The following is a 14,645-nucleotide window of genomic DNA, read 5'->3' as shown; positions in this document are numbered from 1 at the left end:
TGAACACCTCCTTCTTTAACTAGGATAATCAAGTCGGTTTGTTACTATACATAAGCCAAAAGAAGGCATTTTTGTATGAATTTTATTTTTACAGTAACTATAATAGGTACCATATCAGATACAACTAAAAGATGAGTCGGTTAAACCAGCTCATCTTTTCTTCTTATATGTTCTCTTGTTTCAATCCATCAATAATATTATCCTTTTTAATCTTGGAGATCGAATATAGCATGGCTGAGCTGACGATGATGAAGATGGCAACCACCACAAAAAGTATATCAAGCAACGGCAGGCTAAATCCATATTCAAACGTTTCCACGACGGAGCGATGGATCAGATACATAATAGCAATACTGATCGGCAAGCCAAATAGCAGCGCATTCAGTCCATAGAAGATGCTTTCGAAATTAATCATTTTGTTAAAGCCTTTCGGAGTCATTCCGACAGACTTCAGCATTGCAAACTCTCTCTTTCGCAATGAGATGCTCGTAGAAATGGTGTTAAAGATATTGGCTATGGAAATTAACGAAATCAACGCAATGAATCCATACGTGAATATCGATAAGAACATAATCATCTGCTGGTCACGCTCTCTTGATTGAACGACGTTATATATATACAGTGAAGAAGGGACAATCTCTTCAAGTGCCTCCTGCGTTACCATCGGATCACTGGTATTCAGGTAAAGGCTTGAATGTACTTCATTCTCTGCCTGTTCAGTAAGGATGGTATCTAGCATTTCCATGGGGATAATTATATCCAATCCGCCGATCCCTGACGAATTGCCTCCCATTGGAACCTGGCCTGTGAGTGCACCAATCTCGACGTTCGCCAGAGAAGTTATTTCATTTGTTTCATAATTTGTAAATAGAAGTTCCACTCTATCCCCAAGGTTCGTGTTAATGGACTTTGTTTCAACAAACTTAGAAGCTTCGTAATCCTGGTAGGATATCTGTTCAATAATTATGGCTCGCAGGTTGTCTGAATCTTGATAGGTACTCGAATCTGTTCCTACTTTTTCAGCATACTTTTGAAAACTGCTATCATCTAAGCCATATAAATTAATATAATATTGATACTTGCCGTCTTGAAGCTCGATATTTTCTCTATCAATAAGATCTTTTAACTCTTCAGGAAATTTCTCTTCCTCAATAAGTGAGGTCAGCTGAAGTGTCTTTTGAAGGCTGTAATCCGTCACACCTTCCGTATTGATTAAGGACTCTAGATCGGAAGTGTCTTCGCGGCTTCCTCCAACTAAAATATCATAATCGATTCCGCTCTGTGACATTTCCACCGATCTGCTTAAATTCTCCGTGAAGAATGAAACCGATAAGAAGAGGATAATGCTGATGACAAGTGAGAAAAGTGTCGCATAATACCTTTTTTTGTTCCTTTTCACATTTTTCATGCCGATTTCAGCTTCCAAGCCAAAAACTTTTCTGACCAGCTTGGAGGTTTTTACCCCTTTGCTTGTTAATTTTATATCCTGTGTCTGGCGAATAGCATCAATCGCTGAGACTTTGGATGCTTTACGCGCCGGCATATAGCTTGAAATGAAAATCGTTGCGCTTGAAATAAGACATGCGACAAGAATGGAAGCCGGTGTAGCAACCACTTCAAGCTTTACGGTTGTCCCTAATGCATCTGCAATAAACGAATTAATGAACATAAAGGTGACTGCTATTCCACCGAGACCAGCTATAACACCAACGGGGATGCTGATTAACCCGATTACTGCCCCTTCAAAAAACACGGAATTGCGCTTTTGCCTTTTGGTGGCCCCCACACTCGAAAGCATTCCTAAATGCCTTGCCCGCTCAGAGACACTGATGGCAAACGCATTATATATCAGTGATACCGATCCGATGAGGATAACAGCGATGATAATACCTGCCAATGAATACATCGTTGTGTGCAGATTATCATTATCTGTTACGCCAGAAAACCGGAGTAGCTCATCGTTAAATTCAACAAACTCAATCTCGTTTTGTTCTGCTAATTGTTCTGCCTGTTCAAACAATGAGCGATTTAGTTCCTTTACAACCACAACAGCATTAACTCTATCTGCTTGATCCAGATTTTCATGATTGATAAAATTAATTACTGTGTATCCTGGATACCATGGTTGCTCCCAAGAAGGCATTTCGACAGTGCCTACAACGGTGAATGTTTCGGTTGAGTGAATTTCCAGATTTTCAACTAATCCGTCTTCATCTCGCTGAACGGAATAGTTCTGCAGCAAAGGCTCTGGTTCACCTTCCACAATGCGGTCTCCTATTTCAACGGTTATTTCATCGCCGATTTTATACTCGATCCCTGTGTCTTCCGCGATATGCTCAGAAACGACCACTTCGTTCTCTGCAGCAGGAAGGCGTCCACTGCTTAACTCTATTGGGAATTGTTCCAAGCCTTCCGTGTTGTATCCTTTAAAAAATAGGTAGGGCTTATCCGTCTCCTCGAATCCTTCCAACTTCGCATAGCCCATATCGCTTGAAAGCATCATTTTTTGGGTATTTTCATCCTCTTCGATAGCCTTTATCTGATTTGTGGTAACATTTTTATATTGAACATGCCACTCACCATTGTCTGCAATGGTCTGTCTTTTTAAAAGGTCAAGAAAAGAGACACCAAGCGTCGCCACAGCTGTAACCATCGCAACAGAGATGATGACACCAATAACGGTTACAAGCGTCCTTCTCTTATTCTCTTTCAAATGCCTTAATGTCAGCTTATTGATAATGTTCATGGACGAATCACCTCATCCTTGGCGACTTTTCCATCATTGATTTCAATTACACGGTCAGCCTGCAGGGCAATCCTTTCATCATGGGTAATGACAATAAGTGTCTGATTATAGGTTTTGTTAAACATTTTCAGAAGTTCCATGATCTCGCCGCTATTCTTGCTGTCGAGGTTTCCTGTTGGCTCATCCGCAAGAATGATTGCCGGATTGCTGATTAATGCCCTGCCGATGGATACACGCTGCTGCTGTCCACCAGAAAGTTGATTTGGCAAGTGATTCAAGCGATCTGTTAATCCGAGTGTAGACGAGATCTCATTGAATTGTTTTTGGTCAACTTTGTGTTCATCTAAGAGCAACGGCAGTGTCATATTCTCTTCAACTGTCAAAATCGGAATGAGATTATAAAACTGATAAATTAATCCAATCTGCCTGCGCCGGAATATTGCAAGCTGTGTTTCGTTCAACTGATAGATATCTGTGTTATTGACTAGTACCTTCCCGCTTGACGGTCTATCCACACCACCGAGTAAATGAAGCAGCGTTGATTTACCTGAGCCAGATGGACCGATGATTGCCACAAATTCTCCTTTTTTAACTGAAAACGATACATCATCCAATGCCTTTACTGCGGTTTCTCCCTTACCATAAACCTTAGACAGATTTTCTATTTGTAAAATATTCATAGTGTATAGCCTCCATATTTCGAATGTTAAACTTAGTATATCTGCCTAAGATGACTATAAAGTGACTTTTATTGTGACAGTTTAGTCACTTAAGGGGACAGATTCATATCCCATTGGACGAACCTACCCCCTTTTTGTCAGGTACGAGCCTTGTTATAAAACTTGATATGAAACTCTGTTCCGGCTCCTTGTTCACTTCTGACCTCGATATCCCCCTGCTGGCTGGTGATGATGCTGTACGCCATCGCAAGCCCAATTCCAACGCTGTCCTCTCCGGCATTTTTCCCTTTATAAAAGCGCCTGAAAATATAAGGCAAATCTTCCTTGGGAATTCCATGCCCATTATCTTTCACCTTTATTTCTGTATAAAGGGGATTTTCTGAGAATGAAATGGATAGTTGACCTCCCACAGAAGTATGTTCCACACAGTTTTTCAATATATTGATCAATGCCTCTGCTGTCCAATGATTATCTCCTGTAAAATTGACAGACTCGTCTCCTTCCACCAATAAAGTCTGCTCCTTAATATCCATGGGAATCAAAATTGGCTGCACAGCCCTTTCAATAAGGTCAGAAACAGAAACTTTGTCTTTTCTAAAGCTAACAGTGCCTGCATCAATTTTTGATAATTTTAAAAGAGATGACACAAGCCACTCGATTCTTTCCAATTGCACACGGATATTCCTGGTGAATTCAACCCGCTTCAATTCATCTAGCTTATTACCGCTGAGCAGATCGGCCATGACCATCATGGATGTTAGCGGAGTTTTCAGTTGATGCGAAATATCTGAAATCGCATTCGTTAACTTGATTTTATCCTGTTCTAAATAAGAACTCTGCTCGGAAAGCATCAGGGTGACTTTATAGATATCGCTTTTGAGGATACTCAGTTCTCCCTCATAATTGTCGCGGACATCCAATTTATAATCGCCATTGCTGATACGGCGTAAGTAGCCCGATAGGTTTTCAATTTCCCTGTATCTCCAATTCGTAAAAATCAAACTGCATGTTATAAGCAGCACGGAGGTGAACAGAACAAATAGTGCTGCAGATATAGACAAATAGAATGCTGCTGCCCCGCTGACTACAATGCCACTCAAAATCATTATGATAAGATAAAGTCGAATTTCCCTGTTTCGCCACATATCATTGACCTGCCTTGTAGCCCATTCCGCGAACGGTTCTGATAATCACAGGGCTCTGCGGATTTTCCTCCAGCTTTTCCCGTAAACGCTTAATATACACGGTGAGCGTATTGTCATTTACAAAATCCCCTGCCACATCCCATATGCGGTCAAGCAGCTGAGCTCTCGTCAGTACCTGTCCGACATGATTGGCGAAAATCATCAAAAGCCGGTATTCCAATGCAGTCAGCAGAACCTCTTCCCCATTTTTAAACACTTTGCCTTCTAATGTATTAATACGAATATTCTCAATCTCTATGTAGCTTTTCACCTGTTCAGGCTGCTTCTGGTAGCGCCGCAGGACCGACTTGATACGTGAGAGCAGTTCACGAATCCTGAATGGCTTCGTAATATAATCGTCCGCTCCCATATCCAGCCCCATCACTACATTTACCTCATCATCAAAAGCCGTAAGAAAAATTACAGGTTTGTCCTCACGCTTCTTCACCTGTTTGCACAGGTCATAGCCGCTTCCATCAGGCAAAGACAAATCAAATAAACATAAATCTATCTGATCTAAGCTTTTATCGATCGCCAATTCTGCCGATTCAACGTTATGACAAAGAATCGTCTCAAACCCCTCTTGCTGAAGGGAATACTCCAAACCCACAGCGATCGTCCTATCATCCTCTACCAACAAAACTCTCATCCTCTATCATCCTAACCGTAACCATTTTCTTCTATCATATTTTATCTGTTGCTTCCCGTCAAAAGCTAAAGGGGGTCCTCCCACTCTTATCTGTCTTCCAGTTTTGTTACAGAATAAAATGTGTCTATTAGTAGAAAAGTGTTAGAAGGAATTCAGTCGGGTATATGCTTCATATACTCTCATCTTCCATATTGAAAAAGGTGAATAGGGGTTAGGTCCCCCTATATAAAGATTAGACTTGTGACTAACTGAGAAATTAAGGAGTTTATAATTTTATGACATGGTTTTATATAAGTATTTTTATCATCTCTGCCATCGTTTCTGCAGTGTCGGCTATTCATTTATCCAGACATGCAGACACGATTAGTAAACAAACAAGACTCGGTGGATTTTTAGCTGGAACTATTCTCTTAGCAGTAGCCACTTCTTTACCAGAGTTAACGACTACCGTATCGGCAAGTATAATCGGGAGCGCCGACATTGCAGTCGGTAATGGTTTGGGTAGTATATTATTTAACACTCTTGTATTATTTGCATTAGATATTCACTTCCGAAAAAAAAGATTATTTCTCCAGGTCGCCCATACTCATATCTATACAGGGGTAATCGCTCTCCTGCTTTGTGTAATCACTGCTATTGGATTAACCATTAACTTTTCATATTCTGTGATGAATATTGGTCTCACAAGTTTTGTCGTTACCACCGTTTACGTAGCCGGTATGTGGTTTATTTCTAAAACCCAAAAGAAAGAACCGTCTGCCGAAAAAGCTCAAACAAAGCTTACTGAGAATACATCTATTCGACAGGCGGCACTAAAATTTGTGTTATTTTCCATCGCCATTTTTGTTTTCGGGAGCGCACTTAGTCTATCAGGGGATGCAATTTCTAAAAGTACAGGCATCAGCGCAACAATCATAGGAAGCTTCTTAGTTGCCTTGGCTACCTCACTTCCAGATGCCATGGGAGTATATATGGCCTTGAAACTCGGCAATGTTAATATGGCTATTGGAGCAATCCTTGGCAGTAACGTCTTTAATATATTGGTAATCGCAATTGGAGATATGTTTTATTTCAGGGGAAGTATTTGGCAGGACACAAGTGATGAATTAGCTTACATTTCCTTCGTAGGCTTCCTGTTAACAGCTCTGGTGATGATTATAGTGAAAAGAGATCGTACGCGTAACAGTTTCACGTATATTCTGCCTTCACTGTTGGCGGTTGCTTCGTATCTGATTGTCATTGGACTTGTTTTGTTTTAACAACTAAACTGAGATGGGACTGGGACTTGTCTCAGCCCCATCTCTTTCTCTTAAGTAAAAATTTCATCCACACACTTCGGTCCAGCCCCTTTACTATTTCGTTATACCATGCAAAAATAGTCGATATATATCGACTCGTTTTTAATCGCTCTAAACTTATATGAAAATTTTATTCAATCAAACGTTTGTTTGAAAATTACTACTTTAGGAAAATTTAATAAAATTTAATACTGCTTCTTATTATAAAACTAATAAAAAAAGCATGAAAACTGTTATATCAGTCCTCATGCCTTTGCTTCTTACACCTATATACCAAACGTATTTCCACCATTCACAGCGATCGCTTGGCCAGTAATAAACTTCGATTGATCAGAAGCTAAAAATAGGACTGTTGAAGCAATATCACTAGGTAATCCCGCTCTTCGTAAAGGAACGTTCTTGGCATAGCCACTTGCATCGATTCCTTCATGCCTCTCTACTGGCACAAATCCTGGATTTAACAAGTTTACTGTAATGCCGGATGGGCCTAATTCATTTGCCCATGACCGTGTCATCCCGAGTTGAGCAGATTTAGCAGTAACATAGGATGAAAAATGAGGATTTCCTAAAGATATTACCTCGCTTCCTATATTAATAATACGCCCTTCCCCTTTTTCCTTCATTCCAGGCAATACTGCTTTCACTAGAAACAAAGGGGCTTTCACAAAAAAGTTTAATTGATCCAGATAATCTTCCCAAGAACTCTCTTCTATAGCTAACTCCGGTTGTGGCCCTGTTGCATTATTCACCAGGATGTCGATGGTTCCTCCGAGCTTTTCCTCTACCTCTTGCACAAGTTTTTGCACAGCCTCTTCGTTAGTAATATCGCTTTGAATGACTAACGCCTTTCCGCCTGCCCTTGTAATAGTTTGAACAGATTCCTCTGCTGCCGCCGTATTATGTGCATAGTTTACAATGACCGTTGCACCTGCTTCTGCTAAAGTGGCAGAAATGACCTTTCCTAACCCTCTTGACCCGCCAGTGACTAAGGCAATTTTTCCTTGTAAAATTCGCAAATTAAGTCCCCCCTCATTAATCTTAATTAACATATATAAAGAAGAGCTAAAAGAAGAATAAAAATCTATTCTTCTCTTGCCATTCCCATTATCTTAATTCAACAACGATCCTACTCACTTTTCCATTTCGAATTGCAGCAGCTAATTCGCCAACTACTTCGCTACTCTTTACCTTCTTCACCGTTCCATCTACTAAAGTTAGCTCTAATGATGTTGGCAATACAGCATTCGCTCCGTACGTATTCTTTTTTTCCTTGTTCACATATGTTACTTCTGTTTGACCAAGGAACATGAATGTAACTTCACCATTCTCAGTGAACATCCAGGAAGGTAAAGTTGGTGTCAAACGACATACTAATTCATCGTTTACAACATGGAATGGCTTTTCTCCAGCCATCATCACAAACCACATGTTCATGAACTCAATAGTAGATCCACTTAAACGCGAGACAAAGCCGCGACCGTGCAGTGTCGGGTTCGGATTGGCACTACTTGCGATAAAGGATGAGTTTTCTAATGGACTTCTTCCATACACCGCAGGATTTAAAAATGGAATGAGTGCGGTCTTCATATCTTCAAAAAATTCGTCTGTTAATCCAGCTTTTAACGTTGCTAGTAGATACTTATATTCCATGTGTAAAAAGATCGATTCGTTTTCTAACCATCCTGGAGTAAATGACTTCGCTCGTCCAAGCTCTAAAGGCTCCTCCGCGATACTCATTGATGTTTTATACATTTGAAGCTTTTCATCATAAAGTTTAGATGCTTTAACCGTGTCGTACAGCTTTTTCGCCATTGTCTTATCGCCGATTGTTTTTAACTGCTTTACGACACCTTCTAAAAACGGAGTAACTGCTTTCGGTTTCCATTCTATTGTGGAAAGGTCGATCTCTTTTCCGATTTCCGCAGCCGGCTCGAAGTAAAAATAGGTTGGAATAAGTGGAGCACGATAGGACTCCACTCGTTTAATCCCTTGTTCTACTCGGTTCAATAATTTCGTTACGTACTCTTTTACTTCATCGATGGAGTAGACAGCCTCTCTCCCATTAATTCCGCGATAAATATCTTCCCGATAATTCTCTCTCAGTGTAGATATGTTGTTCCAGTAACGTTGCTCGCTCTCATCGGAGTGACAATCAACTAACTGTATTTCTTCCACTGCATGGCGTAAAAATGCATCTACCTCAATCGGCAAAGAAACCTTTTCTGTACCATTCACATTTACATGGAGCAACAAGTCTAACAATCTTTTCAACTCATATAACTCTGAAGTGCATGCGCCTATCATCCCTGGAAGGCCGTTCAAGGAATCATTCCAACCTGGCTTATCTCCATCCATCTCAATACCAAGTCCAAACGGCGCCATCGTAGATGTTTTCACCAATCCGAGAATTACTAGCTTTGAATATAAACTTGTATAGTACGTTTCTCCTTCACCAAACTGATCTCTAATCCATAGCACACCATCGTTAGCTTGTGCTTTTTCTAGCTTTTCTTTCACTTTTTCCACTGCGTCGTACTGTCTCAGCTTCCCATTCCGGACCACATATTTCTCTTTTCTCGTTTTCACTCGTACAGGACTTTCGAAAAACTTATACTCCTTTTGCAAGAAAAACGGTTGTTCCTTATCAGGATAAATAGATAAGTAGCTATCTATAAGATCAAGATTATATGTCCAGTGGTCCATCCAATATCCTTCTCCAAACTCCGCTTGCTGCTTATCCGAAGACGCTAATAACACGTTTGTTAAAAATTGCTCAAACGAGGTAGTTAACTCTAAGTTATTCTCTTTCACAAAGTGCTTTAATTCACCTGGTGTAAAGCTATTTTCGAAGAATTTAGAAAGCATCTCTTTACTCGTCCCGTCTTGTACGAATGATTCGAAGAAAAATGTCTTTGTTAACTGAAAACGGACACCTTTTACAGAAAGTGGATTATAACCGTCCAATTGTAGTAGATTCATAAATTGCTGAACGTTATAATCCTCCACTTTAGGTTCAAAAAACACATCACAACGGCGATTCTGGTTAATATCTCGGTAATTTCCATTACCTTGTGAATAGTAGGTAGGACTTATTGAAAAGAAGTTATAATCCCTTTCTAAATCCCCATGCTTTCTAGAAAATAAGTAATAAACTTTTTTCTGTTCCTTATTCTCAAAAACAATTGGGAAACCACCACGTAGACCATTATCTAAATAACTTTGTTGTGCATACGCATCAAACAAAGGCATTCCTGTACGAGTCTTTATTTTGTTCGTAATAGATTCTGTAATCGTTCTAGCTCGATTTTTCTTTTCCTCTAACATTGAAAATGACAGCATATTTTTTACAGAAGACTGTACCGTTTCCGCATTTTTCGCATGACCGATTACGGTATACAGTTCAAATTCACCTTCAGGAGCTAGCTCTACTGCTTCTGCTGAAAAGCCTCCTGACACCTTATTCGTCGTTTGTTGAGGCTGTTGTAAAAGTTCCTGTACAGAATGCTTTAAAAACATGCGTGGTACTCGTAACGACGTATCTGTTCCGAATATAACATCTCTATCAACAATTGGCTTTACCATTTGCTCCCCACGTTGCTCGCTTCGAGAAAAACCCACATAAAAATTACCTTGTAGAATTTCTTTTACCTCCGAAGTATCTTCTATGCTGCCTCTCAATCGGTAAAAAGGAATTTTCTCGTCTATATACACAACATCGAACCAGCTCTTAATCGTGTTCCCCAATTCTTTATATGCCCCATTTGGAACACCACTCGGAAATAGTGCAGGAAGTCCATCGAGTATTTCAATTTCTCGCTTTTTATCAGTAAGATTCGTGACCTTTACGTGACGAACGAGCCCCGCAACTGCTGACTCTGGCAAAATAAAGTATTCTACATCTAGCTTTAGTCCCAAATCAGCATGAACATATTCTAATTTTAGAACATTTTCAGAAACGGTCATCTTTTCATGAACGGAAGACTCGAAGGAAGATTGAGCAGTAAACGGTTCAAGAAATGTTGCATTCCCATCTTCCTTTAGAACTTTTATAAATGTTCTAAAGCCTTGCAGAGGAACATGCTGATACGATTTATCGGCAGGCATAAACTCCATCATTGCATGGTTTTTATCCGCTACACCAAAACTGGCAATCCCTTGCCCTTTGTTCACATAGAAAACCCACATCGGAATGCCATTAACTCCGGCAATGCCCGGCAGAAAGCTTGAAAACGGAGCCTGTTCCTGATAATTCCCTATTTCAAACGTACCTTTACTCGTCAACTCGTACATCTCATCACCTTCTTTATAGAATAAAAACCGTTAAATAATTGTTGTTTTTGAGAGAGTAGCCACGGGGAAGAGGAACGGTCTAACTCTAAATTCTTCCTCTATCTTTAAAAGCGAAAACAAACGAAACCGCTTTCGTAAAAATTGAAAAATAAAAGGGTTATAGACCAATATTTCTATATTGGTCTACAAGATTCTCTTTCCATTAGAGAAACCGGGATCTTCACAGACATAAACTGCTTTTTTTTGTTATTAATTTGATCTAACAACATATTCGCAGCCGTTTTGCCGATCAGCATCGTATCTTGTCGAATCGTCGTTAACCCCGGAGAAATATAACGAGCCATTTGAATATCATCAAAGCCTACAATAGAAATGTCTTCTGGAACGTTCAAACCATTCTCTTTAATGGCAGCAATCGCAGCAATTGCCATTAAGTCCCCAGCTACATAAACAGCTGTCGGCCGGTCCTTACGCATTAATAATTTTTCCATCGCTTTTTTTCCACCATCATACGTAAAGTATCCACCATCTACAACGTATCCTTTAGGAACAGTGAGGCCATGCTTTTCCATCGCTTGAGTATATCCCTTTAGACGTTGAACACCGACGTACAATTCCTCACTACCAGCAATATGGGCAATATTCCGATGTCCTAGTGAATAAAGATAGTCGACTGCCATCTCACTTCCATGAAGATTATCACTAAAAACCACACTGACTCCTCTAGTATCTAAATCAATAACGACTGAAGGGATATCTGATTCCATTAACTTCTCAATATCTGGTGTGTTTAGTGTGGAACAAACAACCACTACACCATCTACTCCTCGGTACATAAAATGATCTAAATAAGATCGTGATTCTTTCCCGATTTTACTAGAAGCGAATAGAAGATCATATCCTTCTTTCTCCGCACTTTTTTTAAAGCTTTCAATCACCGCATTGAAAAATGGATGCTCCATGCCTATTCCAGAGTCCTCGACGAATACGACTCCAATTGTCCACGATTTTTTCGTTGATAACGTCCTCGCGCTAGAGCTTGGAAAATATCCTAATTCATCTACCGCTTGATTGATAATTTTTTTTGTTTTTTCTCCTACATCGGAACGATTGTTTAATGCTTTAGAAACAGTGCTGATTGAATAGCCTGTCTTTTTAGCAATATCATATATAGTGGCCATTGTATCTCCCCGCTCCCCCACATCACGTTGTTGATAGGCTAAACTGCTTTATATTTTTTAAACACGGAATAGTTGATACTCATAAGGACGTATGCAAAGACACTAATTCCAATTAATAAAAATAGTTTCGGTAAATTAATTGCAACTAAGATGTAAGCAACCAACCACACAAGCTGCATAACTGTATTCAACGGACTAGCAAAAACTAATCCAGCTGCTACCTTCAGGTACTGTAATGTTTTATACTCAAAATGAGCCATCACTGAAAATAAATTCACAAAAGTCATTAAGACAATAACTGAAAATCCAAAAATAACTACATAAATAAATAAATGTATAGATTCATCGTAAAAGTAAGAAACAAACGAGAAGTTTACATAAATAATATAAAATAATAGTAAGAAGATTGCACCATTGATATTAGAACGGAAGAACTCTTGTTTATAAAACTTTAAATAGCTTCTAAATAAATAAATGTCTTTCTCGCCTTTGATCCATTCTCTCACCACTCGAAATAGCGCTACGGTTGAAGGCATAAAGCCAAAAACACCTAGTCCTAATAGAAAGAAAAACAACCACAAAATATTGAGTGCTGTAAATTTATAAATAAACTCGGCAATTTGAACGATTAACTTCCCCAACTGTATCACCTCGATGTGATAGGGTCGGCCAGAGCTATTTTCATCGCTTCATAGCCAACCCTATTCATTGGTAAGATAGATTCTAGATTTCTTTATTATATCGTCTCATTTCTTCTAATGTAACCTTTTCCATAAAGCACCGTATTACTTAACTGCACCTTCAGATAGGCTTTGAATAAATAAACGGTTGAACAATAAGAAGACAATTAGCAACGGTACGGTCGCCCAGAACGTTCCGGACATAATCATACCATAATCCATTAGACGAGCATCGTTTAGCGCGCGTAACGCAACTTGTAATGTATGCATAGATGGATCTCTTAACACGACCAGCGGCCATAAGAAGTCGTTCCAGACTGCCATGAAGACGATAATTCCTAACGTCGCGAATGCTGGCAAAATCATTGGTACAACAATATTCCAATAGATACGGAAGTTAGAACAACCATCGATTTTTGCCGCTTCGATAATTTCATAAGGTACACCATCTTTTATATATTGTCTCATCCAAAAGATACCGAATGCGTTGATTAAACCAGGGATAATTATCGCTTTAAAATCATTCAACCAACCTAACGTTGTAATGATATAATATTGCGGAATTAAACCTAACTGTGGTGGGACCATCATCGTTACTAAAATCATCCCAAATAAAATACTTTTCCCTTTAAAATCAAGCTTCGCGAAGGCATAACCAGCTAGAGAGCTTAAAAATAGTGTCCCTAACGTTACAGTCGTTGCTACAAAGAAGGAGTTCCACATTGCTCCAAAAAAATCGATACTGCTTAACACTTTCTGAAAGTTTTCTACCAAATGCTTTCCTGGAATAAACGGAGGCGGCACTTGGTTAATCTCCCTATTTAATCGGGTAGCCATTACGAACATATAGTAAAACGGAAAGAGGGAAACTAAAGAACCAATGATTAAGCTTACATATACTAATAATTTTTTAGGTGAGAATTTCCCTTCTCCTACTTCTCTTTTCCCTGCCATTTTAGTCCCCCCTAGCTAATTTTTTTCGAACGTCCAAGTTGATTTGTAATTAGCAAGTTAATTGCAGTTAACGTGATAATGATAAAGAATAAAACAATTGCTGCTGCGGATGCTGTTCCGAAGGAGTTATACACAAACGCGTCTCTCCAAAGGTATGCAACCATTGTAATACCTTCTTCACGTAAGCCTCTTCCTAAGAAAATTAACGGTTCAGTGAATAGTTGCAAGCTTCCGATTGTTGCTGTGAACACGACGAACATCGTAATCGGCTTTAACATTGGTAAAGTGATAAGGCGAATTTGCTGCCCGACTGTTGCCCCATCAATTTTTGCTGCTTCATATAACTCTTTTGGAATACTCTGCATACCAGCTAAGAAGATAATTGTGTTGTATCCTACCCATCTCCAAAAGACCATTGTCGCAATGGCGATTTTAACTGGCCAATCTTCAGCATTCCAACGAATAGGCTCAATATCAAAGAAACTTAAAAAATAGTTAGCAAATCCAAATGGTTGATTATTAAAAATAAGTCCAAATATAATTGCTACAGATACGATGGAAGTAATATACGGTAAAAACACCAATGTGCGAAAGGTATTACGAAAACGTATTAATGCTGAGTTTAAAGCAAAGGCGATCAATAATGCCGCAACGATTTGAGGTACGGTCCCCATAATTCCAATAAGAAATGTGTTTACAATGGAAGAGAAGAACACAGGATCGTTAAATATAAAGGAAAAGTTTTTCAAACCATTAAACTCCATCGCATTTAAGCCATCCCAGCGGAAGAAAGATAAATAGAAACTAAATATCATTGGGAACAGCCCAAAAATAGCAAATAGGATGAAGAATGGTGAGATAAAAAAATATGCTGATAAAGCTGTACGCTTTTTCTCGGATAAACGGTTACCCTTTTTAGTTGTATCCACCTTTAATCCCCCTTAAAGAAATAATAAATGGCTGTTTTCGCATCTTTACGAAAA

General features: G+C 39.2%; 11 protein-coding genes. 1 reads left to right on the top strand and 10 read right to left on the bottom strand.

Annotated features, from left to right (window positions below; genetic code table 11):
* Positions 1-163 precede the first annotated feature (163 nt).
* From K9B36_RS15990 to K9B36_RS15975, 4 genes are all read right to left on the bottom strand, one after another.
* Positions 164-2,746: an ABC transporter permease gene (locus tag K9B36_RS15990; protein ID WP_223703405.1), complete on the bottom strand. Its 2,583-nt coding sequence runs from the start codon at positions 2,744-2,746 to the stop codon at positions 164-166.
* Positions 2,743-3,426 (bottom strand): ABC transporter ATP-binding protein, encoded by a 684-nt coding sequence (locus tag K9B36_RS15985; RefSeq protein WP_223703404.1) that lies wholly within the window; start codon positions 3,424-3,426, stop codon positions 2,743-2,745. Before K9B36_RS15985 ends, K9B36_RS15990 begins: the two co-directional genes overlap by 4 nt.
* Positions 3,427-3,563: 137 nt before the next feature.
* Positions 3,564-4,571, bottom strand: a complete 1,008-nt coding sequence (locus K9B36_RS15980) for a sensor histidine kinase (RefSeq protein ID WP_223703403.1) — start codon at positions 4,569-4,571, stop codon at positions 3,564-3,566.
* Between the two features lies 1 nt (position 4,572).
* Positions 4,573-5,259, bottom strand: coding sequence for a response regulator transcription factor (locus tag K9B36_RS15975; protein WP_223703402.1), 687 nt, complete (start codon positions 5,257-5,259; stop codon positions 4,573-4,575).
* A 275-nt stretch (positions 5,260-5,534) separates the two neighbouring features.
* Here K9B36_RS15975 and K9B36_RS15970 point away from each other — a divergent pair, with 275 nt between their 5' ends.
* On the top strand, positions 5,535-6,518 hold the full coding sequence (locus tag K9B36_RS15970) for a sodium:calcium antiporter (RefSeq protein WP_223703401.1): 984 nt from the start codon (positions 5,535-5,537) through the stop codon (positions 6,516-6,518).
* A 305-nt stretch (positions 6,519-6,823) separates the two neighbouring features.
* On the opposite strand, the gene K9B36_RS15965 is transcribed toward K9B36_RS15970, so the two are convergent.
* From K9B36_RS15965 to K9B36_RS15940, 6 genes are all read right to left on the bottom strand, one after another.
* Complete coding sequence (locus K9B36_RS15965; RefSeq protein WP_223703400.1) at positions 6,824-7,573, bottom strand: SDR family NAD(P)-dependent oxidoreductase; 750 nt, start codon at positions 7,571-7,573, stop codon at positions 6,824-6,826.
* 88 nt (positions 7,574-7,661) lie between these two features.
* Positions 7,662-10,847 (bottom strand): hypothetical protein, encoded by a 3,186-nt coding sequence (locus K9B36_RS15960; RefSeq protein WP_223703398.1) that lies wholly within the window; start codon positions 10,845-10,847, stop codon positions 7,662-7,664.
* Between the two features lie 173 nt (positions 10,848-11,020).
* A complete protein-coding gene (locus K9B36_RS15955; RefSeq protein WP_223703396.1) occupies positions 11,021-12,028 on the bottom strand; it encodes a LacI family DNA-binding transcriptional regulator in 1,008 nt (335 codons plus the stop codon).
* A gap of 38 nt (positions 12,029-12,066) precedes the next feature.
* Positions 12,067-12,678, bottom strand: a complete 612-nt coding sequence (locus K9B36_RS15950) for a YesL family protein (protein ID WP_223703394.1) — start codon at positions 12,676-12,678, stop codon at positions 12,067-12,069.
* Between the two features lie 135 nt (positions 12,679-12,813).
* Positions 12,814-13,662 carry a carbohydrate ABC transporter permease gene (locus K9B36_RS15945; RefSeq protein ID WP_223703393.1) on the bottom strand — a complete coding sequence of 283 codons (849 nt, stop codon included), beginning with the start codon at positions 13,660-13,662 and terminating at the stop codon, positions 12,814-12,816.
* An 11-nt stretch (positions 13,663-13,673) separates the two neighbouring features.
* Positions 13,674-14,591, bottom strand: coding sequence for a carbohydrate ABC transporter permease (locus K9B36_RS15940; protein ID WP_223703392.1), 918 nt, complete (start codon positions 14,589-14,591; stop codon positions 13,674-13,676).
* Between the last annotated feature and the right edge of the window lie 54 nt (positions 14,592-14,645).

This window comes from Sutcliffiella deserti (assembly GCF_020037475.1).
GTDB lineage: Bacteria > Bacillota > Bacilli > Bacillales > Bacillaceae_I > Sutcliffiella_A > Sutcliffiella_A deserti.
Note: the sequence above shows the minus strand (reverse complement) of the source record. Positions and strands in the feature narration are given on the sequence as shown.

Excerpts from the sequence above, each read along its gene's own strand:
- K9B36_RS15960 (WP_223703398.1), bottom strand. The coding sequence starts at position 10,847 with ATGTACGAGTTGACGAGTAAAGGTACGTTTGAAATAGGGAATTATCAG.
- K9B36_RS15970 (WP_223703401.1), top strand. The coding sequence starts at position 5,535 with ATGACATGGTTTTATATAAGTATTTTTATCATCTCTGCCATCGTTTCT.
- K9B36_RS15975 (WP_223703402.1), bottom strand. The coding sequence starts at position 5,259 with ATGAGAGTTTTGTTGGTAGAGGATGATAGGACGATCGCTGTGGGTTTG.
- K9B36_RS15980 (WP_223703403.1), bottom strand. The coding sequence starts at position 4,571 with ATGTGGCGAAACAGGGAAATTCGACTTTATCTTATCATAATGATTTTG.
- K9B36_RS15945 (WP_223703393.1), bottom strand. The coding sequence starts at position 13,662 with ATGGCAGGGAAAAGAGAAGTAGGAGAAGGGAAATTCTCACCTAAAAAA.
- K9B36_RS15990 (WP_223703405.1), bottom strand. The coding sequence starts at position 2,746 with ATGAACATTATCAATAAGCTGACATTAAGGCATTTGAAAGAGAATAAG.
- K9B36_RS15955 (WP_223703396.1), bottom strand. The coding sequence starts at position 12,028 with ATGGCCACTATATATGATATTGCTAAAAAGACAGGCTATTCAATCAGC.
- K9B36_RS15985 (WP_223703404.1), bottom strand. The coding sequence starts at position 3,426 with ATGAATATTTTACAAATAGAAAATCTGTCTAAGGTTTATGGTAAGGGA.